This window comes from Acidiphilium sp. PM, assembly GCF_000219295.1.
Taxonomy (GTDB): Bacteria; Pseudomonadota; Alphaproteobacteria; order Acetobacterales; family Acetobacteraceae; genus Acidiphilium; species Acidiphilium multivorum.
Genome location: NZ_AFPR01000091.1, coordinates 1 through 25540 on the forward strand (window position 1 = coordinate 1; position 25540 = coordinate 25540).

Annotated in this window: 31 protein-coding genes; 15 read left to right on the plus strand and 16 right to left on the minus strand. The window is 67.0% G+C overall.

Translation table 11 applies throughout. The features are described 5' to 3' along the window. Positions 1-205, minus strand: a 205-nt coding sequence (locus APM_RS03990) for an isopentenyl transferase family protein (RefSeq protein ID WP_007422066.1), incomplete at its 3' end; no start/stop codon positions are given. Between APM_RS03990 and serB the strand changes: the two genes are divergently transcribed. Further along, positions 204-1076, plus strand: coding sequence for a phosphoserine phosphatase SerB (gene serB / locus APM_RS03995; RefSeq protein WP_007422067.1), 873 nt, complete (start codon positions 204-206; stop codon positions 1074-1076). The genes APM_RS03990 and serB overlap by 2 nt on opposite strands. Here the strand turns inward: serB and APM_RS04000 are convergent. Further along, positions 1066-1491: a CoA-binding protein gene (locus tag APM_RS04000; RefSeq protein WP_007422068.1), complete on the minus strand. Its 426-nt coding sequence runs from the start codon at positions 1489-1491 to the stop codon at positions 1066-1068. The genes serB and APM_RS04000 overlap by 11 nt on opposite strands. Positions 1492-1538: 47 nt before the next feature. Here APM_RS04000 and APM_RS04005 point away from each other — a divergent pair, with 47 nt between their 5' ends. Beyond that, a complete protein-coding gene (locus APM_RS04005) occupies positions 1539-3128 on the plus strand; it encodes a hypothetical protein (protein ID WP_007422069.1) in 1590 nt (529 codons plus the stop codon). Positions 3129-3142: 14 nt separating this feature from the next. On the opposite strand, the gene APM_RS04010 is transcribed toward APM_RS04005, so the two are convergent. Further along, positions 3143-4504, minus strand: coding sequence for a D-alanyl-D-alanine carboxypeptidase family protein (locus tag APM_RS04010; protein WP_007422070.1), 1362 nt, complete (start codon positions 4502-4504; stop codon positions 3143-3145). A 310-nt stretch (positions 4505-4814) separates the two neighbouring features. Here APM_RS04010 and APM_RS04015 point away from each other — a divergent pair, with 310 nt between their 5' ends. The 4 genes from APM_RS04015 (at position 4815) to APM_RS04030 (ending at position 6743) form a co-directional block, all read left to right on the plus strand. After that, on the plus strand, positions 4815-5399 hold the full coding sequence (locus APM_RS04015) for a phasin family protein (RefSeq protein ID WP_231844438.1): 585 nt from the start codon (positions 4815-4817) through the stop codon (positions 5397-5399). A 156-nt stretch (positions 5400-5555) separates the two neighbouring features. After that, on the plus strand, positions 5556-5876 hold the full coding sequence (clpS, locus tag APM_RS04020; RefSeq protein ID WP_007422072.1) for an ATP-dependent Clp protease adapter ClpS: 321 nt from the start codon (positions 5556-5558) through the stop codon (positions 5874-5876). Between the two features lie 29 nt (positions 5877-5905). Continuing rightward, positions 5906-6373 (plus strand): GNAT family N-acetyltransferase, encoded by a 468-nt coding sequence (locus APM_RS04025; RefSeq protein ID WP_007422073.1) that lies wholly within the window; start codon positions 5906-5908, stop codon positions 6371-6373. Between the two features lie 163 nt (positions 6374-6536). Beyond that, complete coding sequence (locus tag APM_RS04030) at positions 6537-6743, plus strand: cold-shock protein (RefSeq protein ID WP_007422074.1); 207 nt, start codon at positions 6537-6539, stop codon at positions 6741-6743. 58 nt (positions 6744-6801) lie between these two features. Here the strand turns inward: APM_RS04030 and APM_RS04035 are convergent, their stop codons facing one another. The 6 genes from APM_RS04035 to APM_RS04060 all read right to left on the minus strand — a co-directional run bounded on the left by APM_RS04035 (position 6802) and on the right by APM_RS04060 (position 12631). After that, positions 6802-7446, minus strand: a complete 645-nt coding sequence (locus tag APM_RS04035) for a head GIN domain-containing protein (RefSeq protein ID WP_007422075.1) — start codon at positions 7444-7446, stop codon at positions 6802-6804. Between the two features lie 73 nt (positions 7447-7519). Beyond that, complete coding sequence (locus APM_RS04040; protein WP_007422076.1) at positions 7520-8755, minus strand: DNA polymerase IV; 1236 nt, start codon at positions 8753-8755, stop codon at positions 7520-7522. A gap of 51 nt (positions 8756-8806) precedes the next feature. Then, entirely contained in the window at positions 8807-9733 is a 927-nt protein-coding gene (locus tag APM_RS04045) for a sterol desaturase family protein (RefSeq protein WP_007422077.1), read from the minus strand. Positions 9734-9735: 2 nt separating this feature from the next. Next, positions 9736-10737, minus strand: coding sequence for a beta-propeller fold lactonase family protein (locus APM_RS04050; RefSeq protein ID WP_007422078.1), 1002 nt, complete (start codon positions 10735-10737; stop codon positions 9736-9738). Then, positions 10734-12059 carry an O-antigen ligase gene (locus APM_RS04055; RefSeq protein ID WP_007422080.1) on the minus strand — a complete coding sequence of 442 codons (1326 nt, stop codon included), beginning with the start codon at positions 12057-12059 and terminating at the stop codon, positions 10734-10736. The genes APM_RS04050 and APM_RS04055 overlap by 4 nt, the downstream gene beginning before the upstream one ends. Further along, on the minus strand, positions 12056-12631 hold the full coding sequence (locus APM_RS04060; RefSeq protein ID WP_007422079.1) for a class I SAM-dependent methyltransferase: 576 nt from the start codon (positions 12629-12631) through the stop codon (positions 12056-12058). The genes APM_RS04055 and APM_RS04060 overlap by 4 nt, the downstream gene beginning before the upstream one ends. A 40-nt stretch (positions 12632-12671) precedes the next feature. Between APM_RS04060 and APM_RS04065 the strand changes: the two genes are divergently transcribed. Beyond that, on the plus strand, positions 12672-13436 hold the full coding sequence (locus tag APM_RS04065) for an alpha/beta fold hydrolase (protein ID WP_007422081.1): 765 nt from the start codon (positions 12672-12674) through the stop codon (positions 13434-13436). 12 nt (positions 13437-13448) lie between these two features. On the opposite strand, the gene APM_RS04070 is transcribed toward APM_RS04065, so the two are convergent. Further along, positions 13449-13862, minus strand: coding sequence for an EVE domain-containing protein (locus APM_RS04070; protein ID WP_007422082.1), 414 nt, complete (start codon positions 13860-13862; stop codon positions 13449-13451). After that, complete coding sequence (locus tag APM_RS04075) at positions 13859-14152, minus strand: YciI family protein (protein ID WP_007422083.1); 294 nt, start codon at positions 14150-14152, stop codon at positions 13859-13861. The genes APM_RS04070 and APM_RS04075 overlap by 4 nt, the downstream gene beginning before the upstream one ends. A gap of 139 nt (positions 14153-14291) precedes the next feature. On the opposite strand from APM_RS04075, the gene APM_RS04080 reads away from it, so the two are divergent. Genes APM_RS04080 through APM_RS20235 form a run of 8 tightly spaced genes read left to right on the plus strand, consistent with a single transcriptional unit; the run spans position 14292 to position 19784 of the window. Then, a complete protein-coding gene (locus APM_RS04080; RefSeq protein ID WP_007422084.1) occupies positions 14292-15104 on the plus strand; it encodes a heme ABC transporter permease in 813 nt (270 codons plus the stop codon). Positions 15105-15108: 4 nt separating this feature from the next. Then, on the plus strand, positions 15109-15270 hold the full coding sequence (gene ccmD, locus APM_RS20230; protein ID WP_013641075.1) for a heme exporter protein CcmD: 162 nt from the start codon (positions 15109-15111) through the stop codon (positions 15268-15270). After that, a complete protein-coding gene (ccmE, locus tag APM_RS04085) occupies positions 15270-15791 on the plus strand; it encodes a cytochrome c maturation protein CcmE (protein WP_007422085.1) in 522 nt (173 codons plus the stop codon). Before ccmD ends, ccmE begins: the two co-directional genes overlap by 1 nt. Positions 15792-15812: 21 nt before the next feature. After that, positions 15813-17786 (plus strand): heme lyase CcmF/NrfE family subunit, encoded by a 1974-nt coding sequence (locus tag APM_RS04090; RefSeq protein ID WP_007422086.1) that lies wholly within the window; start codon positions 15813-15815, stop codon positions 17784-17786. A 9-nt stretch (positions 17787-17795) separates the two neighbouring features. Beyond that, positions 17796-18350 carry a DsbE family thiol:disulfide interchange protein gene (locus APM_RS04095; RefSeq protein ID WP_007422087.1) on the plus strand — a complete coding sequence of 185 codons (555 nt, stop codon included), beginning with the start codon at positions 17796-17798 and terminating at the stop codon, positions 18348-18350. Beyond that, positions 18347-18838, plus strand: coding sequence for a cytochrome c-type biogenesis protein (locus APM_RS04100; RefSeq protein WP_007422088.1), 492 nt, complete (start codon positions 18347-18349; stop codon positions 18836-18838). The genes APM_RS04095 and APM_RS04100 overlap by 4 nt, the downstream gene beginning before the upstream one ends. Positions 18839-18849: 11 nt before the next feature. Beyond that, positions 18850-19611, plus strand: coding sequence for a c-type cytochrome biogenesis protein CcmI (ccmI, locus tag APM_RS04105; RefSeq protein ID WP_231844439.1), 762 nt, complete (start codon positions 18850-18852; stop codon positions 19609-19611). Beyond that, on the plus strand, positions 19608-19784 hold the full coding sequence (locus APM_RS20235) for a DUF1674 domain-containing protein (protein WP_012040367.1): 177 nt from the start codon (positions 19608-19610) through the stop codon (positions 19782-19784). The genes ccmI and APM_RS20235 overlap by 4 nt, the downstream gene beginning before the upstream one ends. A 35-nt stretch (positions 19785-19819) precedes the next feature. On the opposite strand, the gene APM_RS04110 is transcribed toward APM_RS20235, so the two are convergent. The 5 genes from APM_RS04110 to APM_RS04130 all read right to left on the minus strand — a co-directional run. Further along, the gene (locus tag APM_RS04110) at positions 19820-21640 is read right to left on the minus strand and encodes a chloride channel protein (protein WP_007422090.1); all 1821 of its coding nucleotides are present in this window, start codon (positions 21638-21640) and stop codon (positions 19820-19822) included. 175 nt (positions 21641-21815) lie between these two features. Next, entirely contained in the window at positions 21816-23342 is a 1527-nt protein-coding gene (locus APM_RS04115) for an acetolactate synthase large subunit (RefSeq protein WP_007422091.1), read from the minus strand. 81 nt (positions 23343-23423) lie between these two features. Further along, entirely contained in the window at positions 23424-24407 is a 984-nt protein-coding gene (locus APM_RS04120) for a hypothetical protein (RefSeq protein WP_007422092.1), read from the minus strand. A 28-nt stretch (positions 24408-24435) separates the two neighbouring features. Beyond that, entirely contained in the window at positions 24436-25047 is a 612-nt protein-coding gene (locus tag APM_RS04125) for an OmpA family protein (RefSeq protein WP_007422093.1), read from the minus strand. Between the two features lie 115 nt (positions 25048-25162). Beyond that, a partial coding sequence (locus tag APM_RS04130) for an ATP-dependent helicase C-terminal domain-containing protein (protein WP_007422094.1) occupies positions 25163-25540 on the minus strand: 378 nt, incomplete at its 5' end.

Here is a 25540-nt window from a genome sequence, read left to right on the forward strand (position 1 = left end):
CCGCCGCCTCGTCCGCGGGCGTGGGGCGGGCTGTGATGATCCGCCAGTCGGCATAGCATTGCATCGCGTCGGCATTGATGATCGTGCCGCCGAAGCGTTGCGCGGCGGCGAGGGCGAGGGCCGACTTGCCGGAGGCGGTGGGCCCGGCGACGATCAGCAGCGGCCTTGCCGGGGGGGCGGAACTTGCTCTAGGCGACTGGGTCATGAAATTCGTTCTGGTGCTGGTCGCGGCGCGCGACAAGGTGACGTTGACCGACACGATGGTGGCCCGCGTGCGCGAGCTGGCCGCCGGCGGCCCGCCGGTGTGGCTTTCGCCAGGCGAGGCCGCCGAAATTCCCTGCATGAATCCGCCAGACTTCGCCCTGGTGCGCGCGGCGATCGACAATGCGCCGGTGGACGTGATGTGCGTCAGGGATCGTGGGCGGCGCAAGGCCGTGCTGGTCGCGGACATGGACAGCACGATCGTGACCTCGGAAACGCTCGACGAGCTGGCCGCCGAGGCGGGGGTGGGCGAGCGCGTCGCCGCGATCACCGCGCGCTCGATGGCAGGGGAGCTGGATTTCGCCGATGCGCTGCGCGAGCGCGTCGCCCTGCTGGAGGGGCTCGATGTCGCGGCACTCGAGCGCACCTGGCGGCGCACCGCGATCATGCCGGGGGCGCGAGAGCTGGTGGCCACCATGCGCGCGCATGGCGCGGTGACGGCGCTGGTCTCGGGCGGGTTCACCTGGTTTACCAGCCGGGTGGCGGCGGAGGTCGGGTTCGACACGCATCGCGCCAACGAGTTGCTCGATGACGGAACCCGGCTGATCGGCCGCGTTGCCGAGCCGGTGCTGGACCGCGACGCCAAGCGCACGGCGCTGCACGAGCTGGCGGCGACGCGCGGGGTGAAGCTGTCGGCGACGCTGGCGGTGGGCGACGGGGCGAACGATCTCGCGATGATCGCCGATGCCGGGCTGGGAGTGGCGTATCACGCGAAGCCGATCCTCGCCGAGGCGGCGCCGGTGCGCATCGAGCATGGCGACCTGCGCGCACTGCTCTTCGCCCAGGGCTATCCGGCCGCGTCGTTCAGGGAGTGAGGCCGAGACGCGGGCGCTCGATCAGCGGGCAGCGGTTCATGACCACGACGAGCCCGGCGGCGCGGGCGAGGGCGGCGGCGCCCTCGTTCACCACGCCGAGTTGCATCCAGATCGTCTTCGCCCCCAGCCGGATCGCGTCGCGCACCGCCGGCAGCACCCGTTCTGAGGCGCGGAACAGCTCGACCATGTCGAGCGGCGTCGCATCGTCGAGCGAGGCGGCGACCTCCCGCCCGTGCAGCCTGGTGCCGGCAAGGCCGGGATTGACCGGGGTGACGTCGTAGCCGAGGCGGAGCAGCGCGCCGAGCACCTCGTTCGAGGGGCGGGCCGGGTTGGCCGAGGCGCCGACCAGCGCGATCCGCCGCGTGGTGGTCAGTATGCGCGCGATCGTCTTGTCGTCGAGCCCGTCGATGCTCATGAGCCGCCTCTGGCCTGCCGGTGGAGCCTCCTGTAAGCGCATGGGCCATGCGCACCGCAAGACCCTATCTGATCTTTCTGCTCGGCCTGCTGAGCGTTGCCGCATGGTATCTGCCGAACCGGCCGCGTGCCGGTGGCGTCGTCATGCCGGATGCGCGGTTCAACTCGGTGTCCTACGCGCCGTTCCGCAACGGCCAGTCGCCGCTGACGAAAACCTTCTCCTCGGCCGCCGAGGTGGAGCAGGACCTGCGCCTGATCGCGCGGCACGCGCGCGGCATCCGCACCTATTCCTCGATCGAGGGCGATTTCGACATCGGCGCGCTGGCGAAGCGGGCGGGGCTGAAGGTCTGGGCCGGGATCTGGCTCGGGCCGAACCCGAAGGACAATGCGCGGGAGATGGCGGCCGGGATCGCCGCGGCGAACGCGCATCCGCACACGATCACCCGCGTCGTCGTCGGCAACGAGGTGCTGCTCAGGCGCGACCTTTCGGTGGGCGAACTGATCCGTGACATCGATCATGTGCGCGCCCGGGTGAAGCAGCCGGTCGCCTATGCCGATGTCGCGAGCTTCTGGTTCGAATTCCCGCAGGTGGCGAAGCATGTCGACGTCGTGATGATCCATCTGCTGCCCTACTGGCAGAACCACCCGGTGGGGGTGAACGCCGCGATCGCGCGGATTGGCCGGACCATCCGCAAGGCCGAGCGCGTCTTTCCGGGCAAGACGATCTCGGTGGGGGAGACCGGCTGGCCGAGCCGGGGGCGCTGGCGGGCGGATGCCGCGCCCTCGCGGGTCAACGAGGCGATCTTTCTGCGCCGCTTCGTCAGCCTCGCCGATCGCGAGCATGTCGACTACAACCTGATCGAGGCGTTCGACCAGCACTGGAAATACCACGACGAGGGGATCGCCGGCGCCAACTGGGGCATCTGGTCCGCAGGACGCCGGCCGAAATTCCCCCTTGAAGGTCCGGTGGTGGAGATGCCGCATTGGCCGCTTTATGCCGGTGCCGCGATCGCGCTGTCGGTGATCCTCGCGCTTATCGGCGGGATGGCGGGTGTCTCCGGCGTGGCGCTCGCTTTCGGCCTTGGCAATGCGCTCGTCTACGCCTGGGCGATCACCCATCACGTGCTGTACGACAAGTCCCTGATGATCTGCGCCGCGATCAATCTGCCGGCACAGGGTCTGCTCGCCCTTGCCGCTCTGCGCGTTGCCTCACGCGGCAAGGGGCGGCGGCCGCTGGATGGAGCAGCAACGGTGTTGCTCCTGCGCGCGAGCCTGTTCGGCAAGGCTAGCCCCCGCGACTGGGGCAAAGGCCTCTTCGACCATCTCTGGTTCCTGTTCGTGGTGACCGCGGTCATCGTCCAGGCGGGGCTCGTGTTCGATCCGCGTTATCGTGACGCGCCGTTCCCTGTCTTTGCCGTGCCGATCGCAATCGCCGTCTGGCGACTGGCGGTGGCCGACCGGCCGGCCATGCGCAGTTGGCGCGACTGGCTGCCCAGCGTCCTGCTGGTCGCCGGCGCCGTGGCAAGCGCCGTGATTTCCGGCCCGCTCAACCTCGAATTCATGCTGTGGAATGCGCTGGTGCTGGTGCTGGCGGCGCCTGCCGTTCTGGCGCTTGTCAAAAGGCAACGGGCCGGCTGATCAGGCCCGTTCCGTCAGCGCATCGCCAGGCTTTCGTTGCTCGGTGGAATGATGAAGCAGGACTGATGAGCGCGTCTCATCGCACTGCAGACCAGATTCGCATCGTTATGGTCGAGGCCGGCAATCTGAGCGCGCCAGATCCGGTGCCGGTGCACCACGGCGCTGCCAACCCTAGCGATGCCGACCTTGCGCTCGCCGCGTATGGTCAGGGCCTGCCTCTTGGCGAGGATGTAGCTGTCATAGGCGCCAACCTGGGCGGTCCACCCCGGGATCATGTCGCGCGTGACATGGCCGACCGAACGCGCAACGATCATGTGAACAGGAGCGGTTCTGCTTCGGCTCGCCACGAGCACGGGCGCCGCGGCCGGCTGGCGCACCGGGGGCGGAGGCATTGCGGCGCGAGGCTGTGGTGACGTGGCAGTTGCGATGACGGTCGTCGGCGCACCGCTTTCGGCTGCGAAGCCGGCATCAAGCAGCTGGGTCATGCGATTGTAAGCAACGATCCAGGACGGGGCGTGCATCTCCACGCCGATCAGCATGTGACCGTTGCGCACCGCGGCGGTGACGAGGTTGAACCGCGCGAGGTCCGTATAGCCCGTCTTCATGCCGATGGCGCCGTTGTAGCGCTTGAGCATGCCATCGATATTGGGGATCGTGCGGCCTTCGAAGCGGAAGCTCGGCACGGAGAAAAGATAGCGATATTGCGGATAGTCCAGCAGCAGGTGACGGGCGAGAATCGCCATGTCGTAGGCGTCGGTCACCTGGTTCGGATTGGGTAGGCCGGATGGGTTGCGGAACTCGCTCCGCTCCATGCCGAGAGCGTGGGCGCGCGCTGTCATTTCGGCGGCAACGCGCCGGATGCTGCCGCCGCCGAGGTACTGTCCGAGCGCCGTTGCCGCGTCATTGGCGGAGAGGGTCGTCATGCCCAGCATTGCCTGCATGACCGTTACGGTCTGCCCCGCCACAAGATTGAGCTTCACAGGCTGCACTGACGCTGCCGCTTGACTCACCGGAAGCGGGGTATTGGCGTTCAGGCGGCCGTGGCTGAGTGCGTGGAAAGCGAGATCCAGCGTCATCAACTTGGTCAGGCTGGCCGGGAAGCGCTCGTTATATGCGTTGTGCTCGGAGAGGATGCGGCCGGTTGCCGCGTCCATCACGATCCAGTCAATCCCGGGCGCAAGCGGCCCCGAGGCGGCCGGAGAGGCAATGCCCCCAAGGCGTTCATGTATGCGCACGACATGTCGATACCGTTGATGCAGATTAGCCTGCGCAGCCTGAGGTGCGGCCAGCGCCGCGCCCATCAAGCCGCCTGCCGCGAGTACCGAGCCGCGCCGCAGGATGTTCACAATCCAGCCTTGCAATTCGGCCAAACGCATACGGTCCCCCAAACATGAACGAAGCCTCATAAGACGGATAGGATGAAATGTCGGCGCTGTCCAGTTCAAAAATAGAAATTAACAAAAAAGCCAAAGGGTTAATGGGATATCCTCCTGCGCTCCGTGTTTGTGGGAGCGGTCGGCGCCGTGAGGCTTAACCGCAGTGTCATTGTGCGTTGCACAAAAAGCATTGACTTACCCTCGCGGCAGGCTTAAATCGGCCATGTTGCACTGCACTATAAAACGTGAGTGCAAGGAATTTGGCGGTCGTTTTTCTCCCTTGCGACGAAAGCAACGACGGCCAAGGCTGGTGCGCGGGCGCATCGGCATCGTTGCAACGGACACACGAGGAGTAACTAGGATGAGCACAAAGATCAAAGCGACCGAGACGGTGCAGCAGGCGGCCGAAGCCACTGTTGAGGCCACCAAGGCCCAGGTTGCCGCCGGGTTCGAAAAGACCCTGACGTCGATGAAGGAAGGCATGGAAAACGCCGCGAAGGGTTTCGAGGCCCAGCAGGCGAAGGTCAAGGAGCAGATGGCGAAGGCGATGAAGACCACAGAAGAGATGATGGCGTTCAGCCAGGGCAATTTCGAGGCGATGGTAAAGGCCGGCCAGATCTTCACTGCGGGTCTGCAGGGCATTTCAAAGCAGATTGCCAGCACCACCCAGGCCTCTGTCGAGGAGACCGTGGCAATGACGAAGGCGCTCGGCGGCGTGAAGTCGGTGAAGGAAGCCGTCGATCTCCAGACCGGTTATGCCCGTGCGATGATGGAAAAGGCGGTCGCCGAGACCGGCCGGATCACCGATGCGTCGCTCAAGCTCACCGAGCAGACCATCGCGCCGCTCACTGCGCGTGTCACTCTCGCCGTCGAGAAGTTCGGCGCGGCGCTCTGAAGCGGAAGGGCGGTTTCACCGCCTGACGGATGAATGATAAGCGGACGGGCCGGATTCCGGTCCGTCCGTCGCCATTTGCAGATTTGCACGCGGGTCGGGTGCAAGTCGACGGTTCTGCATGACAGCGACCGCAATCGCATTTATGGGGCCATCGGCATGGACGATTTTGACGACCAGGACGGCATGGATCCGGTTTTCGCCACGCATGCGCGCGCTCGTGCGAAGAGACCGCCGCTTTACCGCGTGATGATGTTCAACGATGACTACACGCCGATGGAATTCGTGGTCGCAACGCTGGTCGGGCTGTTTGGCAAGACGACCGATGAGGCGGGACGGATCGCGTTGCGGATCCATCGCCGCGGTGTCGGCGTTTGCGGCATTTTCACCTACGAGATCGCGGAAACCAAGATGATCCAGGTTCTGGAACTCGCCCGCGAGAACCAACACCCGCTGCAATGCATGATCGAGCCGGCCTGACAGGGACGCCGCCTGTCGCTGTACGATTGGTGACCGCGCGGCTTCGTCTCGCGCCGCTCGCCATCGCCGATGCTGCGGAACTCGCGGCCGTTACCGACCATCCGATCATTACCGGACGCATCGATTTTCTCTCCTCGCGCTTCGGCCCCGCGCAAGCGCGGGCGTTGATCGAATCCGACCCGGGATTTCATGGCATCCGCCTTGCCGCCGACGGGCAGCTGATCGGCCTGCTCGGCGCGCACCGCGGGCCGACGGGTGGCGGCGGTTCCGCGATCGAGGTCGGCTACTGGATTGGTCCTGCGTTCCAGCGCTGTGGCTATGCGCGCGAGGCTTTGACGGCGATGCTGCGGGCATTGCACGGAGAGATCGTCTTCGCCGAATGCCATCCGGCCAACATCCCGTCCTGGTCGTTGTTGCGTGCAGTGGGCTTCGAGCCCACCGGCCGCGCCGGAAAGCGCGAGGGCAGGGAGAGACTCTCCTACGTGCCGCCGGCATGAATACATGCTGGCCCTCGGCCGCAAAAGCCGGTATAAGAGAATCACGGCGCTTTTCGGTTCTGGTTGCTGCGTGCGTTACGGCGTTACCGCCTTCGACACCTCCCCAAGTTGAAGAGTTTGCTGGCCCTCATTTCGTGGGCTGCCGTTTGTTTGGAGAGTCGCGATGTCGACAGGTACTGTTAAGTGGTTCAACGCAACCAAGGGCTATGGCTTCATCCAGCCGGATGACGGGTCGAAGGACGTGTTCGTGCATATTTCTGCCGTCGAGCGTGCCGGCCTGGGCCGCATCGACGAGGGCCAGCGCCTTGAATTCGAGGTCCGCAAGGGCCGCGAGGGCAAGATGTCCGCCGAGAACCTGAAGGCGGCTTGAACCCAGCCTGTCTCGGAAAAGGCGCCGTGAAAGCGGCGCCTTTTTTCATGTCTGCTGCTCAGCGCAGCGTCACGGTTCCGTAAGCCAGCGTCTTGAACGTATGGTCTTTCGGGTGACCGAGAACCTCGATCTTCCCCTCGCCGTACAGCGTGATGTTGGCGCTTTCGCGCGCGAACACCCTCATGTTGCCCTGCCCCCGCACCAAGACCGTCACGTTGGCCGCCCGCAGCTGGCTGGCATCGATCGACGCGACTCCGCGTGAAATCATCCGGAATTTGCCCACTTCGCCCGAGAGGGTGGCCGCAGTGGCGCCGTCATTGATGAAGTCGAACGTTTGGCCGGACAGGTTCCGCACGTCCGCCCGCACGAGTCCTTTCGTCGTAAGCGCGGCGAGCGAGGGGGCGGTGATGATGACATCCACGGTCTCGTTCTGCGGCAAGTCGAGCGCGCTGGGGCGATCGATGTCCAGCACGCCCCGTTTCACAGACACGCTCAGATTTTCCACGAGATAGGGATCGCCGCTGAGCTTCACAGAGCGTGTTTCGCCTCGGGTGAAGTTGAGACGAAAACGGCCGTGCAGGACGATCGCATCGAACCGGCCGACATGCTCGCTCACCGTCCGCGTCGGCATGGCAGCGTTCCCGCTCGCCGCAATCAGCGGCGCTGCCACGATAACGCCAGTCAGGAATCCGCGCAGCTTCATCCGCCGATCCTCCCGGAGCAAGCCTATCGGCTTTTCGCGCCGTCGGGCAAGCATGGCGTGGGCGCCCGGCGGATCATCCGCCCCGGCGGATGATCCCGGTGCCGAATTTCGCGCGCAACCGCTCGACGGCATCCTCGCGGGCGGCGCGGCGCGGCGTTTCCTGATCGACCAGATCTCCGCGGTCGGCCTCGGCGGCATCGGTGAGCCGTGCGGCGCCGATCCCGATCAGCCGGTAGCGCGGGCCGGCGGCGCGCATCAGGACCGGTTTCGCCGCCTCGAAGATCGTTTCGGCCAGCTGTGTGGGAGCGGTCAGCCGCACCGCATGGGTATGCGTCTCGAAACGGGCGGTCTTGAGCTTGAGCACGAGCCCGGCGGCGGCGAAGCCCTCGGCGCGCAGCCGCCGGGCGAGTTTCTCGCAGAGCGGAAACAGGACGCGGGCGAGGGATGCCGCATCGTCGATATCCTCGGCGAAGGTCGTCTCTGCACTGATCGACTTCGTCGCCCGCGCGGGGTCGATCGGGCGGGGATCGATGCCGCGGGCGCGCGCGGCCAGCATCGGCCCGTCCTCCCCGAGCCGGGCGCGGGCGGCGCGATCGTTGAGGGCGGCGAGCTGGCCGACCCGCGTGATCCCCATGCCGGCGAGTTTGCGCGCCAGTGCCGGGCCGACGCCGGGGAGAATGCCGACCGGCTCCGGCGCCAGCACCGCCGCTGCCTCCGCTCCCAGCACGGCGAAGCCGCGCGGCTTGTCCCGCTCGGCGGCGAGTTTCGCCAGCAGCCGGTTGGCGGCAAGGCCGATCGACACCGTCACCCCCACCTCCGCCTCGACCTGCCGGGCGAAGCGGCTCAGCACGACCGCGGGCGGCGCCCTGTGCAGCGCCGCGGTGCCGGAGAGGTCGAGCGCCGCCTCGTCGATCGAGAGCGGCTGCACCAGCGGCGTCAGCGTCGCCATCAGGGCGCGGATCTCGGCCGCCGCCGCCGCGTATTTCCGCATCTCCGGAGCGATCACCACCGCGTCCGGGCAGAGTTTTCTGGCCTTGAACATCGGCATCGCCGAGCGCACGCCCGAGAGGCGGGCGATGTAGCAGCAGGCCGCCACCACGCCGCGCGTCCCGCCGCCGACGATGACCGGCTTGTCGGTCAGCTCCGGCCGGTCGCGCTTCTCCACGCTCGCATAGAAGGCGTCGCAGTCGACATGGGCGATGGCGAGGGTCGCGATCTCGTCATGCGCGACGAGGCGCCGCCCCTCGCATTGCGGGCAGGCGCCGGCGGCCTCGAAGATGGCATCGCAGTCGCGGCACAGGGTCGGCATGGCGAGCGCAGGAAACGCCTTATCGGCGCCGGGCGGAAGCGAAAAATCGCGTCAGATCGAGCGGACCAGATGCACCAGCCCCGACCATTGCTGGGCAACCCATCCGCCGCTCGCCATCGCCTCGGGTGCTTCGGGGTCGCCGGTCGGTGCGAAATCCTTCGAGAAATCGGCGGTGCCGAACAGCATGTCCCAGAACGGAAACACCGCCCCGTAATTGATCGAGCGTTCGCCGGCGGCGAGAATGCCGTGATGCGCGCGGTGAAACCGCGGCGAGACCAGCAGCCGCTCGCCGATCCGGCCGAAGGAGAGGCGGATATTGGCGTGGCTGAAGCTCTCGACAAAGCGCAGGATCAGCACCAGCAGCGGGAATTGCAGCGGCGGAATCCCGATCAGCAGCCCGACCGCCATGAACCAGAGAAAGCCGATCATCTCGTCGAGCACATGGTTGCGGTCGTCGGACCAGAAGGTCATCTGCCGCTGTGCGTGATGCACCGCATGCAGCGCATACCAGACACGGAAACGGTGCGAGAGCCGGTGCCGCCAGTAATCGGCGAAGTCGAGGATCAGCGCGTAGAGCGCGAAGGTGATCACCGGATGGCCGAACAGCGGCGGGAAGATCGTCTCCAGCATCGGCGGCACATAGCCATGATCGGCGAGAAACCCGTCGAGCCGCACCTGTGCCGCGTAGAACAGCACGAAGGTCATCACCGGCAGCACGCCGACGCGGGCGAGAAAGGTGTAGAACACATCGACCAGCACCACCCGCCGGCTGTCCCACCGCTCGATCGGCATCGCCCGCTCCAGCGGCACGCAGACCGCATAGGCCAGCAGCATCTGCGTCACGCCATAGATCGCGACCAGCGTCCAGCCGAAGGAGAGTTCGCTCCACTGCATCAGCCCGAACCGGTAGAGCAGCGGCAGCACCGCCACCTGCTCCACCCAGCCGGCCAGATCGTTGAACGGATGGGCCGGCAGCATGCTCAGGCCAGGCGCATCGCCGTGCGGGCGGCGGTGTCGGTCAGCAGGGTCGAGAGATAGATCCCGTGCGGCGAGCGGCCGACCGTGATGTGGTCCACAGCACCGCTCGCCGGGTCGAGCACGGCGACGCGGGAGGCGAAGCGCAGCGCGATCCACAGCCGTCCGTCCGGTGAGAAGCATAGATCGTCCGGCCCGCCCGGCATCGGAATCCGCCGCTTGAAGCCGAGGCTCTTCGCGTCCAGCACGGTGAGCGAGCCGGCGACGCGGTTGGTGACGTAGAGTTCGCTGCGGTCCGGCGTGAGGAAGATGTTGTGCGCGCCCTTGTCGGTCAGCACGGTGCGCAGCAGCTTGCCGTTCGCCGGATCGACCACGGCGAGATGATCGCTCCCCATGATCGCGACCAGCACGACGCCGTCATGCCACATCACCCCGGCCGGCGTCTTGCCGACCGGCGCCGTCCAGCGGACGCGCATGGTGACGAGATCGATCGCGACCAGCGTGCCGGAATCCTGCATCGAGACGAAGACGGTGCGCGAATCCGGCGTGTAGCTCAGATGGCTCGGCATCGATCCGGCGCGGAAGCGGTGGGCGAGGGTCAGCGCGTCGGCATGATAGATGTCGACATGGTTGAGCCGCAGGCAGTTCACGGTAAGGAATTTGCCGTCCGGGCTGAACCAGAGCTGATAGGGATCGGGGATCAGCTTGTGGCCGCGTTCGCGCCCGGTTACGGGGTCGAAGAAGAACAGCGCATTGCCCGAAGCATCGGCGATCAGCAGCGTCTTGCGGTCCGGCGTCAGCGCCCAGTGGCCGGGTTCGCGCAGCGTCGGCTCGGTGTGGATCACCTTGCGCGTCGTCATGTCGATGACCGAGACGCGCGAGCCGCCCGAATCGAGCACGATGCAGATCGGCGGCGTCGGGCCGGCGGCGCGGGCGAGGGAAGGCGCCAGGCCGAGAAACGCCGGCGCGGCCAGCAGCGCGCGGCGGGAAAGCGGAAGCATGGTCATGCCGGGGCCGATCCTTCGTCGGGATTGATGAACACCGCCCGCGCCCATGTGAAGAACGTCAGGCTGGTCGTTGCGATCAAAGTATTATCTGTCAGAGATTGCACTGCGAAGGCGAGAAACACAAGGCGGATCAGCCGTCGCTGCCCCACCGGCAGCGCAGCGCTGCCCCGAAACAGCCACAGGCCGAGCAGGCCGAACAGCAGCAGCGCACCGGGCACGCCGCCTTCGCAGGCGATGCGCAGATATTCGTCATGCGCCGCGTTGGTGCCGAGGAAGCGGCCGATCGGCGAATGCAACGGCACGATCACCTTGCCCGCGCCCACCCCCCAGCCGAGCCAGGGCGAGCGCGCCAGCGCCGCCTCGAAATAGGGCCAGATCAGGTTGCGGTTGGACAGGCTGGCGGCATCGCCCAGATGGATGAGGTCGATCACGCGGACGAAATGCAGCGCCGGCCCGGCGAGAAGCACGGCGCCGAACGCCGCGCCGCCCGTCGTCAGCAGGCCCAGCCGCGCTCGCATGCCGAAATCCGGCGCCTTGACCGAAAGCAGGGTGGCGAGCGTGGCGAAGGTGGCGAGCGCCAGCGGCGCGCGCGCGCCGCTGGCCAGCAGGATCAGGAAATTCGCGCCAATCCACGCCCATTCCCGCCGTCGGCCGCTGCCGGCGAAGGCGACCAGCCCGGCATAGATGGCGATCATCGCGAACCCGCCGAGAAAGGCGGGCGAACTCGAGGCCTGCAGTCGGATCGCGCCGAGCTGAACGCCATAGAGCGCCCGCAGGCCGGCCGCGTGCAGCAGCAGGCCGAAGGCCACGGTCACCGCCGGGCCGATGATGGTGCAGCGGATGATCGCCGCGCGCATCCGCGCCTCCGCCCGCATGAAGCCGGCGGCGAACGGCGCCGCAGAGCCGACCAGCGAGCGCAGCGAGGCGAGCGGCGTCAGCCCCGGCCAAAGGCCGTGCACGAAGCCGCCGACAAACATGACGAGGAAGGCGAAGCTGGGATTGTAGCGGTCGAACCGGCTCCCGCGGCGCAGCGCGGCCAGCCCGATGATCGCCAGCCCCGTAACCTTGAGCAGGGCGATGATCGTCTCGTGATGGCCGATCATGTCCGATAGCCACATCTCGGGCGTGGTCGCGACCAGGATCAGCCAGGCGGCCATCGCCCCTTCCGGCCAGGCGAGCGCCGCGGCCCCGGCAAGGCCGAGCGCCAGAAAGCCCTGCAAGGGGCCGATTGCCTGCGGCACGAGGAGCAAAAGCGCCGATCCCGCCACAAGGGCGGCGGCCACGGCGAGCACCGCTCCTCCGCGCGCGATGCCGCCGGTCACGGCACGGCGATGATCGTGTAGTGCTCGTCCGGCCCGGCCTCGGCGGCAGAGGCGGCAAACCCGGCGGCGGCGAGGAGAGTCAGCGCCTCCGCCGCTGCCATCCGCCGCGCCATCGGCGCGCCGACCGCCCCGGGCCCCGCCGGGTCGTATTCGGCGATGAACAGCGCGCCGCCGGGCTTCATCGCGGCGCGGATCGCGCGCAACGCCGCATCCTTCTCCTGCATATGATGCAGCGCATCGGTCAGCATCACCCGGTCCGGCGCCGCGGGCAGCGCTGCCAGCGCCTCGGCCCGCCCCACGATCGTCTCCAGGGCAAGGCCGCGCCGCGCCGCCTCGGCGGCGGCATAGGCAAGGGATGCGGAATCCGGGTCCATCGCCAGCACGCGCGCGCCGAGAGCCGCGTATTCGAGGGCGAGCGCACCGGTGCCCGCGCCGATATCGAGCACGGTCATGCCGGCGGCAAGGCCAACCCGCGCCGCCCAGATTGCGGCGAGATGCCGCTTCTCCGCCTGCCGCGCGACGAGCCGTTCGAGCCGTGCCGCATCCGCCCCGGGTTGATTTTCCGCCTGCATCGGCCAACCCTAGCCCAAGCCAAGGGATCGACAAACCGAAATGATTCTCCACGCCTCAACGACCGGCACAGGCCCGGATGTCATTCTGCTGCACGGGCTGTTCGGCGCCGGGCGCAATCTCGGCGTCATCGCCCGTGGGCTCGCGGCGCAGTTCCGCGTCACCACGCTCGATGCCCGCAACCATGGCGACAGCCCGCACGATGCGGACATGCGCTACCGGGTCATGGCGGAGGATGTCGCCGAGACGATGGAGTCGCTCGGCATCGCCTCGGCCGGCGTGGTCGGGCACTCGATGGGCGGCAAGACGGCGATGACGCTGGCGCTCACCCATCCCGGCCGCATTACCCGCCTCGCCGTGCTCGATATCGCGCCGATCGCCTATGGTCACGAGCATCTGGGCTATGTCCGGGCGATGCGCGGCCTCGCGCTGCATCCGGGGCTGACGCGGCAGGAGGCGGACGCTGCCCTCGCCGCCAGCGTGCCGGAGCCGGCCTTGCGCGGATTCCTGCTGCACAATCTCGTGCTCGGCGCGGCGCCGCGCTGGCGCCTCGGCCTTGAGGAAATCGCCGGCGCGATGACCGATCTGGTCGGCTGGGCGGATCCGGCGCCCGGTGCGCGCTACGATGGCCCGGCGCTGTTCGTCGCGGGGGCGACATCGTCCTACGTGCCGCTGGAAGCGCATGGGGCGATCCGCGCCCGCTTCCCGCAGGCCCGCATCGAGACGATCGCCGATGCCGGCCACTGGCTCCACGCCGAGAAGCCGCGCGAGGTGCTTGCGGCGATCGAGCCCTTCCTGCGCGGCTAGGGGGGCGCTGCGCTAGAGCCGCAACCCGCCCATGGCGCAGAGATGCGCCCAGTGCTCCGGGCTGACCGGGCCGACCGACAGGCGCGACAGGCGCACCAGTGCGAGGTCCGCCAGCGCCGGATCGGCCTTGATCGCGGCAAGGCCGACCGGATGCAGCATCGGCGCGATGGCCTTCATATCCACGGCCACCCAGTCGCCCGACTCGGCGGTCGGGTCCGGATAGGCCTCCCGCACCACCTCGACCACGCCGACGATCTCGCGACCGATATTGGAGTGGTAGAAGAAGGCGCGGTCGCCCACGCGCATCGCCTTCAGGTTGTTCCTGGCGGCGTGGTTGCGCACGCCGGTCCAGGGTTCGACGCCGTTGGCCACCTGCTGGTCCCAGGAGAACGCGTCCGGCTCGGACTTGACCAGCCAGTAGTTCACGGCGTCAGCGTGCCGTCGCGCACCACCGTGCGGAAGCCCTGGATCTCGACCGCGCCGAACAGCCCGGCCTTGCTATAGGGGTCGTTCGCGACCAGCGTCTCGGCCGCCGCGCGGTCCGCCGCCTCGTAGACGATCATCGAGCCGCAAGGATTGCCGTCCGCCCCCAGCATCGGGCCGCCGAAGACGATGCTCGACTTTATGCTTTCGAGGTAGGCAAGATGCTCCGGGCGCACCTGCTTGCGCAGGGCAAGACCGTCTTCCCGGTCATGGGCGATCAGGAGGAACTGCATGGGATGGCTCCATTCTGGCGTTTTCTCTGCCTCCCAGCATAGCGGCGGATCGCTCTGCGCCAAGATGTGATCGCGGGAACCGGGTGCGTGCGAGGGCGGGGGGTGTCAAAAATTCAAATTCGTATTAGACAATCTATCAATGGACCGTTCAGCAATTACGGAATACGCGGGAGACGTGCCAGGCGGCGCGATCGCCGTTCCGACGTCGAAAACCGGGGCCTGGCTGCATCGTTTCGCCAATCCCGGCCGCTTCCAGCGCTTGGTGCAGCCCATCATCCCCTGGATCGGCTGGACGGCGCTGCTGACCTGCACGGTCGGACTCGTCTGGGGCTTCTTCTTCGCTCCGGCCGACTGGCAGCAGGGTATTGCCTCGCGCATCATGTATGTGCACGTCCCGGCGGCTTGGGTGGCGATGAACGGCTACGCCGCGCTGGCGATCTGCTCGCTGCTCTCGATCGTATGGCGGCATCCGCTCGCCGATATCGCGGCGAAGGAGATGGGCCCGGTCGGCGCCGGCTTCACCGCGCTCTGCCTGATCAGCGGGTCGCTCTGGGGCGAGCCTGAATGGGGCACGTACTGGGTGTGGGATGCACGGCTGACCTCGGTGCTGATCCTGTTCTTTCTCTATCTCGGCCACATGGCGCTGATCCGCGCGTTCGACAATCCGCAGCACGGCTATCGTGCGGCCGCGATCCTCGGCCTGGTCGGCGCGATCAACCTGCCGATCATCGTGTTCAGCGTCTATTGGTGGAATTCGCTCCACCAGGGCAACTCGATCACCCTGACCGGCCCCTCCAAGATCTACATCACCATGCTCTATCCGCTGCTGATCTGCACGGTCGGCTTCTATCTGGCCTTCATCGCGATGTCGCTCGCGCGGATTTCGAGCGGAATCATGGAGAACCGCACGCGGGCCCTGCTGCTCGCACGCGCGGAGCGCTCCGGGAACTGAAGACATGGTCAAGCATACGATGCCCTACGTGGTCGGCAGCTACGGCGTCGCCCTCCTCATCATCGGGTTTCTCTCGATCTCCTCGTTCTTCCGCTATCGCTCGGCGCGGCGCAGGCTCGCCGCGGTCGAGCCGCGTCGGCACGAGAAATCCGGGAGTGCCGTGTGATGATGAGCCGCAAGAAGCGCCGCCTCTGGATCGTGATCGCCTGCGGCATCGGCCTGTCCACCGCGGTGGCGCTGATGCTGTTCGCCTTCCGCTCCAGCCTGTCCTTCTTCATGTCGCCCGAGCAGGTCGCCGCCCGCCATCCGCCTCCGGGCCGTGTCTTCCGCCTCGGCGGCATCGTGCAGGCGAATACCGTGGTGATGGGCACGCGCAACGGCGCGCCCTACACCACATTCCGCATCACCGATGGCCGCGCTTCGATCCCTGTGGTCTATACCGGCGTATTGCCGGGCCTGTTCCGTCAGGGGCAGGGCGTGGTCACGATTGGCGCGATGGCCAAGGGTGACAGCGAGTTCATGGCCTCTACCGTGCTGGCCAAACATGGCGCCGATTACATGCCGCGCGATGTCGAGATGGCGCTGCGCAAGGCCGGCAAGTGGAATCCGAAATTCGGGCCGCCGCCCAATGCCGGCGCGTGGGATGACAAGTCGCCGGCGCAGATCGAGGCATCCAACAATGGCTGAGCGGACGGGAGAGACCGGAGAATGATTCCCACCCTGGGCAATTTCGCGCTCGCGCTGGCACTGGCCATTGCCGTCGCACAATCGGTCATCGGTATCGCCGGTCCAATGCTGCGCGACCGATTGATCCTCCGCACCGCGCCCGCACTGGCGATCAGCCAGTTCGTGATGCTCGGCCTCTCCTTCCTCGCCCTGGTATGGGCCGGGGTCGTGTCGGATTTCACGGTTCGCAACGTTGCCGAATACTCGTCGTCGACAACGCCGCTCCTTTACCGGATCACCGGCACCTGGGGGAACCATGACGGGTCGATTCTGCTCTGGTGCCTGATCCTGTCTCTCTGCGGCGCGACCGTCGGCGCGTTCGGCAACAGCATCCCGACCAGCCTGCGCTCGCGCGTGCTCGGCGTGCTCGGCCTGATCTCGGCAGGCTTCATGGCGTTCGTCATCGCCGTCTCCAACCCGTTCGCGCGGATCTGGCCGCCGCCGCTGCATGGCGCGGGCGTCAACCCGATCCTGCAGGATCCTGGCCTCGCCGTTCATCCGCCGATTCTCTACACCGGCTATGTCGGCTTCTCGATCGCCTTCGCCTTCGCCGTCGCCGCCCTCATCGAGGGGCGGGTGGACGCCGCCTGGGGGCGCTGGGTGCGGCCCTGGGCGCTGGTTTCCTGGCTGTTCCTCACCTGCGGCATCTGTTTCGGCTCGCTGTGGTCCTATTACACGCTGGGCTGGGGCGGGTACTGGTTCTGGGACCCGGTCGAGAACGTCGCGCTGCTGCCCTGGCTTACTGGCACGGCGCTGATCCACTCGGCCATCGTGGTCGAGAAGCGCGAAGCGCTGAAGACATGGTCGGTCCTGCTTGCGATCGCGACCTTCTCGCTCAGCCTCTGCGGCACCTTCCTCGTCCGCTCCGGCCTGCTGAACTCGGTGCATGCCTTCTCGGCCTCGCCGGCTCAGGGCCTGTTCATCCTCGTACTGCTGGCACTGACTATCGGTGGCTCGCTGCTGCTCTTCGCCTTCCGCGCTCCTGCGCTTGCGGCGAGCGGGGTTTTTGCGCCGGTCTCGCGTGAGGGCGCGTTGATCCTCAACAACATCTTCCTCTGCATCATCGCCGCGGTGGTGTTCACCGGAACGATGTATCCTCCGTTCCTCGACCTGCTCTTCAACCGGCAGATCTCGGTCGGCGCGCCGTTCTATGATCAGACGGTTCTGCCGCTCACCGCACCGCTGATCCTCGCGATGGCGGTAGGGCCGATGATGTCCTGGAAGCGCGCAGTCCTTCTGCCGGCTCTGACCAAGCTGTGGTTCGGCGCTGTGGTCGCGCTGATCGTTTTCGGCGCGTTCATCCTTCGAGGCCATTTCGTGGCGGCTCTCGGCCTTGCCGGCGCGGTCTGGGTGATGATCGGCGCGCTGATCGATCTCGCCGAGCGGGTCAGGCTGTTCCGCGTGCCGCTCCGCCAGTCCTTCGCGCGGCTGTTCACCATTCCCCGTGCCGCGATCGGCGCCTCGCTCGGGCATCTAGGCTTCGGCATCGCGGTGCTTGGCATCGCTGGCATGTCGCTGCAGGTGCATACGATCCGGGTACTCAACCCCGGCCAGTCGATCGATCTCGGCGGCTACAACTGGAAGCTGATTTCGATCGCGCCGGCCAAGGGGGCGAACTACGCGGCGCGGGAAGCCACCATCGAGGTGACGCGGAACGGCCATTTCGTCGAGATGATGCATCCCGAAACCCGCTTTTTCACGAACCAGAAGGTGAAAACGGTGGCCGCAGCGATCAGCACCAACGGTGTGCGCAACCTCTTTGCCACCTTCGCCGGTGACAACGACAGCGGTGGTGGCGAGTTCCGGTTCAACATCCATCCGCTGGCGCCGGAGATCTGGCTCGGAGGCCTCATCATGGCGCTTGGCGGCGCGATCTCCCTGACCGACCGTCGTTTCCGCGTCGGCGCCCCGGTGCGCAACAGGCTGCGCCGGCCGTCCGGCTCGGCCACGGTGTGATCCTGCCCGATGAGCGTCTCGCGCCGCATGCTGTTCGGTCTGCCGCTGCTCGTCGTGGGTGCAGGCGGCGTCGGCTTCTATGAACTGCTCCGCCGGATGAGGACCGGCAGTTACAATCCGCAAGCCTTCGACAATCCTCTGGTTGGCCATGATGTGCCGGATTTCACCCTGCCGGGCGTGAACGGCCGGAAGGGCTTCGACAAGCCGGTGCTCGCCGCCCAGAAGCGGCCGGTTCTGGTGAATTTCTTCGCTTCCTGGTGCGTGCCCTGCGCGGGTGAGGCGCCCTATCTCGACCGGCTGGCGAAGGCCGGCGTCGATATCTGGGGGATCGCCTATCAGGACAAGCCGGAGGCGATCGCCCTCTACCTCGCAAAATACGGCAATCCCTATGCGCGTCTCGCCACCGATCCCTCGGGGCGGACTGCCATCAACTGGGGCGTCTACGGTGTGCCGGAGAGTTTCCTGATCGCGCCGGGCGGCAAGGTGGTGTGGCATATCGCGGCGCCTCTGGTGCCTGAGATCATCGATGACCAGCTCCGGCCCGCCATGCAGAGGCTCACATGAGGCGTTGGCTCGTTCTGCTGTTCGCGGGACTCGTGCTCGCCTGTGGCACGGCGCTGGCTGCGCCGGCCTCGTCCTCGTCGGCGAGCGCCCATCCGACCAGCATCACGCGCGATGGCGTGAAGCTCACCTTCGCCCAGGAAGCCCGCGCGGAGGCAATCGGCAACAAGCTGCGCTGCCTGGTTTGCCAGAACGAGACGGTCGAGAATTCGCAGGCCGGGCTGGCCAAACAGTTCCGCACCATTATCCGCCGCCGCGTCGTCGCCGGAGACAGCAACCGCCAGATCATCGATTTCATGGTCAAGCGCTATGGAATCTACGTTCTGCTCAAGCCGCCCTTCCGGCCGGAGACCTGGCTGCTCTGGCTCTCGCCGGCCCTGGCCGCCCTGATCGGGCTGGCCGTTCTGCTCTTCGCGCGCCGCCGCCGGCGGGCAGCTCCCCCTCCATTGTCGCCGGAAGAGACCGACCGGCTGAAGGAACTCCTGTCTTGATCTGGCTCTGGATGGCGGTGCTGGCCGCCGTTGCGCTCGCGCCTGTCGTGCTGGTCTGGTTGCGCCGCGGCACAATCCGCTACCGGCGGGAGACCGCCATGGCGCTGCACCGTGCACAGCTTGAGGAAATCGAACGGGACCGCGAGGAAGGCCGGCTGCCAGAAGAGGAATACCAGGCCGCAAGGCTGGAGGTGCAGCGGCGGCTGCTCGCCGCCGACCAGATCCCCGAACCGGAGGCAAACCGCGCCGCGCGCGGTCTGATGATTGCCACTCTTGCCGCCATTCCTGTGGCCGCCGTGGTCGTGTTCGTTCCATCCGGCCTGCCGCTGGTGCCATCCGAGCCGCATGCAAGCGTGATGCGCCAGCGCGCGGCGGCAGAGCGGCAGGACAACGCGCTGATCGACAGGCTTAAGCAGAAGCTGGCGGAACTGCCGCCGGGTAGCCCGGACGCTCGGCAGGGCTATCTGCTGCTCGGTCAGGCGCTGGTCAGCCAGAACAAGCTCCACCAGGCCGCGCGTGCCTGGCACGTGGCATTGACAATCAAATTCGATCCGACACTTGCCGCTGAAACGGCAGAGGCCGAAAGCGAAGCCGCCGGCCATGTGACACCGGATGCGGCCGCGCTGTTCCGGAAGGCGCTAGCCGAGGCGCCGGCGCAAGCGCCCTGGCGTTCCCTGGCCGAGCAAAGGTTGCGCGAAGCTGCGGTGCTGCAGTCCAGCAATGGCAGCCCCCCCTTGTCGGGCAAGGCGACCGGGGCCACGTCCACGCCATGAGCAAGTCGGTCGAACCAGGCAGTCTCCCCAAGGAGGGCGGCGACGGGAAGCCGTCCGTCACCACGGATGCTGGGGCGTCAAAGCCCTGGCCCAAGGAGATCGGCGGCCCCAAAGGCCCTGAACCCACGCGCTACGGCGACTGGGAACGCAACGGTCGTTGCACCGACTTCTGATGGTCTTGCGGATGCTCGGTTCCTGAGTCCCGGGTTTATTCGCCGGACAGTTCCCGCCGCCGCTGGTCCAGTTCTTCACTGTAGCGCCGCAGGGCGTATTGCTCGGTGAGAACACCCAGGACCTGGCGTGTTTCCTCGCCGTCGATGACGGCCAGGACATCGCATTCCGCCTTCTCGAACGCCCGGATCGCCTCCTTCACCGTTGCCTGCGGCACCAGGAAATCGTCGCGATGGCGCACCAGATGCTGGATCGAGTCCTCGGCTGCTGCGTCCGGCGCATGAACTTCGGACGGGTAGGCGAGGCCGGCATAATGCTGGTTTTCGTCGAGCACGACCACGTACTGGGTTCGACCGAGGGGGAATTCGGTCTTGAAATCCGCGATCGCGGTTGTCTCCTGGGTGATGTACTGGTTGCGGCGCATCATCCGCCCGACGGTGAGATTATGGATCCAGCCGATGTCGACCGCGCTGCGGATTGTCTCGCCGCGCAAATGGAAGCGCCATGTGGTGAACGAGTAGCCGAAGAACCGGCGAACGGTAAGGGATGCGGCGATTGCCGCCATCAGCACCGCAATGGTGATGCTGAAATTGTTCGTACTCTCGAGCGTCAGGAAGGTCATGGTCATCGTGCCGCTGACGATCGATGTGGCGAGCGCAGCCATGCCGACAACGGCATAGAAGCCGATCGGCACGCCATGCGCGAAGGGGAGCATGACCGCGACGTCGCCATAGGCGCGGCCGAGCAGCGACCCCATGAACAGCGCGGCGAAGAACAGGCCGCCGCGAAAGCCGGTCGCAATGGAGAAGGCCGAGGCCGTCGATTTCATCACGAGCAGGGCCACCGCCAGCATGAACGGGTAGACCACGGCGAGTTGGGTATGCAGGGAGGAATTGCCCGAGGCCATCACCTTCGGCGTGATGCTGCCGAGCAGTCCGACCACGACACCGCCAATGATCGGTCGCAGCCAGATCGGAACGCCGGTGCGCCGGAACACCGCCTCCAGCGAGGTGACCGCCCGCATGATTGCGATACCGACAAAGCCGGCGATGATGCCGAGCAACACCGCCAGCGGATAGGCGTAGCCCGGCGTATGGGTGGGCAATACGACGTTCAGCGGCCGTACGCCGCCATTCATCAGCAGTTCGACTGCGAGCGTGCCGCTCAGCGAGGAGATCACCACCATCGTCAGCGTTGGCAGCGAATAGGTGCCGATGACGAGCTCGATGCCATAGAAGGCACCGCAGAGAGGAGCGTTGAACGCGCCGCCGATTGCAGCCCCCGCCCCGCAACCGACCAGCACCCGCAGGTCGTTCCGCCTTAGCCGAAGATGCTGGCCTACCCAGGAAGCCAGGCCGCCACCGAACTGCGCGTAACCGGCCTCCTGCCCCACCGAGCCGCCGACGCCGTTGGAAAACGAGGTCTGCATCGCCACGATGATCGAGTCCCTGAGCGACATCTTGCCGCCATAGAGCGCGTTGGCCTCGACCGGGTCGACGAAATTGGTCATCCGGTACCTGCCGAGAAGCCACGCGACCGACCCAAGCACGGCGCCGCCGAGGATCGGCACGAAGATGGCGCGCAGCGGGTCGATATGTGTCTGCTGAGACAGTCCCTCGTCGAGATTCGGCAGCGCGAAGAACCAGAAATGAAAATGATGGCTGAGAAAATCCATCAGATAGACGCAAAACCCCGACAGCACGCCGACCACGGCCGCGAGCATCGCGAGCCAGATCTCGTCGGTGCGCACCAGAGCGCGCACATGCATCGGCGCATCCACCGTGATTGCCGCGATCCGTCGTCGCAGCGCCGACCACCAGCGGGAATTGGACCGATGCTGAACAGTGGAACTCGCCATGCTGCGCCCTGTGAAGTCTTCTTGTGTCAGGACGGACCGCCCGCCCGGCGGTCAGATGCCGCAAATTTCCGGCAGCATCATGGCCGCAGCCACAGTTACAACAGGAAAGTTAACGGTCAACCTCCGATTCGATGGAAAAGGCCGATGATTCCGATCCGTTTCGCCGATCAACGGATCAGGTCAGGAGTTCGATCAGGAACGGCCCCTTGCGCTCGAAACTCGCCGCCATCAGTTCGTTGAGCTTCTCCATGCTGCCGGCTTGCGCGGCGGCGACGCCCATCCCCTCGGCAAGGCGCACGAAATCGATGTCCGGATGGCCGAGATCGAGCATGTCCATCGCCGTCCGTCCCGGATTGGCGCCGACATTGGCGTATTCATGCAGCAGGATCGCGTATTTCCGGTTGGCGAGGATCACCACCGTCACGTCGAGATTGCAGCGCGCCATCGTCCAGAGCGCGGTGATGCTGTACATCGCCGAGCCGTCGGCCTGGATCGCGAGCACCCGCCGCCCGGAGCCGATCGCAGCACCCACGGCGCCCGGCAGGCCGCCGCCGATCGCCCCGCCCGGCACCTGCAGCCACAGATGCGGCGCCGCCCCATGGGTGAAGCGCGAGAAGCCGCGGCCGAAGGAAATCCCCTCGTCGATCACGACACTGTCATCCGGCAGCAGGGCGGCGATCGAGGTGGCCACCGTCTCCGGCGCGATCGCCTCCTTCGCCGGCGCAGGGCGCGGCGTCACCGCGATCTCCGGCGTGCCGGCGCCGACGCGTTCGGCCAGCGCCTGCAAGGCGGCCACGCCGTCCTGGCCGATATCCGCCAGCGTGTGCACCGTGCAGTCATCCGGCCAGAGCCGGCCCTTCTTGCCCGGATAGGCGAAGAACCCGACCGGCGGCTTGGCCTCGACCAGGATCAGGTGGCGGATTCCCTCCAGCGAGTGCACCGCGGCGTCGATCTGGTACGGGATGCGCTCGATCGGCGGCCGCCCCTGTCCGCGTTCCATCCGCGCGTTGAACATCTCGGCCAGCATTTTGGCACCGGTCGTCTGCACGATGGCGGTGGCGATCCGCAGCGTCGCGTCGGTCAGCGTCCGTCCGCCGAGCAGCAACAGGGCAGGTTCGCCCGAGCGCAGCACCTCGGCGGCCGCGTCGATGGCGGAGGCGTCTGCCGTGGGGCGCGGCGGCACCGGTTGCGGCGTGCCAACCACCCCGCCCTCGGTCCAGGCCGTGTCCGCCGGCAGGATCAGCGTGGCGATCGTGCCGGTCCGGGCAGCGGCCACCGCCTCGGCGGCATCGTGTCCGACCGCGTCGGCGGTCATTGCGGTCCGGACCCACCCGGAAACCGGCCGTGCCCAGCCTTCAGTGTCGGCGGTCAGCGGCGCGTCCAGCGGGCGGTGATAGGTCGCCTGATCGCCAACGATATTGACGATGCCCGACCGGCCGCGCCGCGCGTTGTGCAGGTTGGCGAGCGCGTTGGCGAGCCCGGGGCCGCAATGCAGCAGCGTCGCCGCCGGGCGCCCCTTGGTCCGCCAGTACATGTCGGCGGCACCCGAGGCCACCGTCTCGTCGAGGCAGAGAACGCAGTTGATCCCGGGAATCCGGTCGAGCGCCGCAACGAAATGCATCTCGCTGGTGCCGGGATTGGCAAAAACCGTATCGATGCCGCACGCGATCAGCGTATGCACCAGACTTTCAGCGCCGTTCATGGACCCGTCTTTCCTTCCCCGTTGGCCGGTCGATTTTCGGACACGGAAACTGCCCGTTCCGGACGGGTCGGGCAAGGGGGGTCAGCGATGCGCGGGTAGCGGCGCGTCCGCCATCGGGCGCAGCCAGAAATGAGGCATCTGCGCCACGAATCGCTGCCGCAGCGAGGCCAGTTGCGCATCGGTGAGCCCGACCGCCTGAGCGTTGAAATAGTCAGGGTCGCGGGTGAATACCATGTAGGCGATCGTCTCGTTCACGATGAGGTCGCGATCGTGCGGATCGTAGCCATCGCGGATCAGGAAGCTGCGAAAGGCGGCCTGTTCCGACGGCGTCATCTGCGTGTCGTAGAACCGGTGCACGAAGCGACGGTATGAGGGAATGGTGAAATAGGCGCCGTGTGAAAGCTCGTGGCGCAGGATGACCGCCCGCGATACCCAGCTGATGCGCCGGCTGCCCTGGGCCTGTGGAATCGAGATGACCGCGCCGTTCGCGCCGGGGCGCAGAAACCCTTCCCGCCGCGCGATCTCCCGCAGCCGGCGCTCATCCGCGGTGAGCCGGATGCCCTCGGCATGGGCGAGGCGGAAGAATTTCCGCAGGGCCCAGGCCGGATAGTCATTGCCGTAATAATAGGTCGCCTCGGTCGCGTTCGCCTTCGCGAGAACTTTCCTGAAGGCGGCCTCGCCCAGCACGCGGTTCCGCGGCGTCGAGGCCTTCTCGATCAGCGCCGCGATCCGGTCGAACATCATGCCCTGGGCCCGCAGGTCCGGGCAGTCGATCACGAGGATCAGCGGATCGTCACGGAAGCGGAAAATCGTGAAATGCCGGCCGACATGATTGAAAATCCCGGTCTCGCCCGCCTTCGGATAATCCGGACGGCGCAGCGCCATCCATCCACCGATCCCGACACCCGTTACGGCGGCGATTGCGACGATCAGCGCAACGGCCAGGCGCGTCGCCGGCGGGCGGGTCCGAGCGCCGGCGGCGCGTGAGGGAATCTGTCCCATCGGCACGGTGTCGTCCGGATCGCCGGACGCCGCCGCGCGCACATCCCACCCCCGCCGCGCCATCAGACGCCGCCGGCCATGCAGGAGGGGCCTACTTGCCGGTGTTGATGATCTGAACCCGGCGGTTCGCCCGGTTCGCCACGTTCGGTCCGGTCGGCACCAACAGGTCCGCCTCGCCGACGCCGGTCGCCTGCAGGCGGGTGGCCGGGATGTCGAATTTCGACATCAGATAGGTCTTCACAGCGGCCGCCCGTGCCTGGGAGAGGGCGAGGTTGGTCGATGCCGCGCCGGTCGTGTCGGTATGGCCGACGACCCTGAAATGATAGGCGGCGAGCGTCTTGTCGGTCAGCGCCCGGCCGAGCCGGTCGAGTTCGGTGACGGCTTGCGGTGTCAGCTTGGCCGAGCCCGTCGCGAAATCGATGTTCAGGTTGATCGACGGGGTCTGTGCCGCGGCATGGGAAACCGCCGCCGGCGCGGTGGTCTTCATCCGCATCGCCGCCGGCTTCGCCACCGACGGCGCGGGTGCTGCCTGCGCCGCCCCCTGCGCGAGCGGGACGATGCCGCGCGTGGTGCTCGACACATTGCCCGTCGGCTTCAGAGCCTGGATGATCTGCTGAGCCGACGGGCCGCTGGACTGCGCATGGGCGGCACCCATGCCAAGCAGTGCAACGACGGCGGCGGCGGAGACGCCCGTGAAACGCATGATCAACTCCCTCGATCTTGGCGACATTCTATCCGGTTGACGGTCGGAATGCCAGTTCGCATCCGTTATGGCATGCTGTTCCACTCACGGCTGCGACGCGGGTCACACCGGCCGATCAGCGCCGTCCGCGCGGCCGGGCCGGCGCGCGCCACGGCTCTTCCGGCCACTCGTGCTTGGGGTAGCGGCCGCGCATGTCCTTGCGCGCGTCGGCCCAGCCCCGCCGCCAGAAATCGGCGAGATCCCCGGTCACCGCGATCGGCCGCCCGGCCGGCGAGAGCAGCGCGATCTGCAACCTCACCGCCCCGCCGGCGAGGCGTGGTGTCGCGTCGCTGCCATAGAAGGCCTGCGCCCGCGCTGCCGCCACCGGCACCGGTCCGGTATAGTCGATCGGCACGGCACCGCCCGGCGCCTCGATCCGCGCGGGCAGCGCCGCGTCGAGCGCGCGGACGCGCTCATGGCCGAGATGGTCGCGCAGGATGGCGAGCAGGTCGAG

Coding starts and splice junctions, on each gene's coding strand:
- APM_RS04110 (WP_007422090.1), bottom strand. CDS start 21,640: ATGGCGAGTTCCACTGTTCAGCATCGGTCCAATTCCCGCTGGTGGTCG.
- APM_RS04030 (WP_007422074.1), top strand. CDS start 6,537: ATGTCGACAGGTACTGTTAAGTGGTTCAACGCAACCAAGGGCTATGGC.
- APM_RS04040 (WP_007422076.1), bottom strand. CDS start 8,755: ATGCCGACCCTGTGCCGCGACTGCGATGCCATCTTCGAGGCCGCCGGC.
- APM_RS04000 (WP_007422068.1), bottom strand. CDS start 1,491: ATGAGCATCGACGGGCTCGACGACAAGACGATCGCGCGCATACTGACC.
- APM_RS04005 (WP_007422069.1), top strand. CDS start 1,539: ATGCGCACCGCAAGACCCTATCTGATCTTTCTGCTCGGCCTGCTGAGC.
- APM_RS04065 (WP_007422081.1), top strand. CDS start 12,672: ATGATTCTCCACGCCTCAACGACCGGCACAGGCCCGGATGTCATTCTG.
- APM_RS04115 (WP_007422091.1), bottom strand. CDS start 23,342: ATGAACGGCGCTGAAAGTCTGGTGCATACGCTGATCGCGTGCGGCATC.
- APM_RS20235 (WP_012040367.1), top strand. CDS start 19,608: ATGAGCAAGTCGGTCGAACCAGGCAGTCTCCCCAAGGAGGGCGGCGAC.
- APM_RS04035 (WP_007422075.1), bottom strand. CDS start 7,446: ATGAAGCTGCGCGGATTCCTGACTGGCGTTATCGTGGCAGCGCCGCTG.
- APM_RS04050 (WP_007422078.1), bottom strand. CDS start 10,737: ATGACCATGCTTCCGCTTTCCCGCCGCGCGCTGCTGGCCGCGCCGGCG.
- APM_RS04125 (WP_007422093.1), bottom strand. CDS start 25,047: ATGCGTTTCACGGGCGTCTCCGCCGCCGCCGTCGTTGCACTGCTTGGC.
- ccmD (WP_013641075.1), top strand. CDS start 15,109: ATGGTCAAGCATACGATGCCCTACGTGGTCGGCAGCTACGGCGTCGCC.
- ccmE (WP_007422085.1), top strand. CDS start 15,270: ATGATGAGCCGCAAGAAGCGCCGCCTCTGGATCGTGATCGCCTGCGGC.
- APM_RS04075 (WP_007422083.1), bottom strand. CDS start 14,152: ATGCAGTTCCTCCTGATCGCCCATGACCGGGAAGACGGTCTTGCCCTG.
- APM_RS04090 (WP_007422086.1), top strand. CDS start 15,813: ATGATTCCCACCCTGGGCAATTTCGCGCTCGCGCTGGCACTGGCCATT.
- APM_RS04060 (WP_007422079.1), bottom strand. CDS start 12,631: ATGCAGGCGGAAAATCAACCCGGGGCGGATGCGGCACGGCTCGAACGG.
- APM_RS04095 (WP_007422087.1), top strand. CDS start 17,796: ATGAGCGTCTCGCGCCGCATGCTGTTCGGTCTGCCGCTGCTCGTCGTG.
- serB (WP_007422067.1), top strand. CDS start 204: ATGAAATTCGTTCTGGTGCTGGTCGCGGCGCGCGACAAGGTGACGTTG.
- APM_RS04100 (WP_007422088.1), top strand. CDS start 18,347: ATGAGGCGTTGGCTCGTTCTGCTGTTCGCGGGACTCGTGCTCGCCTGT.
- APM_RS04010 (WP_007422070.1), bottom strand. CDS start 4,504: ATGCGTTTGGCCGAATTGCAAGGCTGGATTGTGAACATCCTGCGGCGC.
- clpS (WP_007422072.1), top strand. CDS start 5,556: ATGGACGATTTTGACGACCAGGACGGCATGGATCCGGTTTTCGCCACG.
- APM_RS04120 (WP_007422092.1), bottom strand. CDS start 24,407: ATGGCGCGGCGGGGGTGGGATGTGCGCGCGGCGGCGTCCGGCGATCCG.
- APM_RS04045 (WP_007422077.1), bottom strand. CDS start 9,733: ATGCTGCCGGCCCATCCGTTCAACGATCTGGCCGGCTGGGTGGAGCAG.
- ccmI (WP_231844439.1), top strand. CDS start 18,850: ATGGCGGTGCTGGCCGCCGTTGCGCTCGCGCCTGTCGTGCTGGTCTGG.
- APM_RS04080 (WP_007422084.1), top strand. CDS start 14,292: ATGGACCGTTCAGCAATTACGGAATACGCGGGAGACGTGCCAGGCGGC.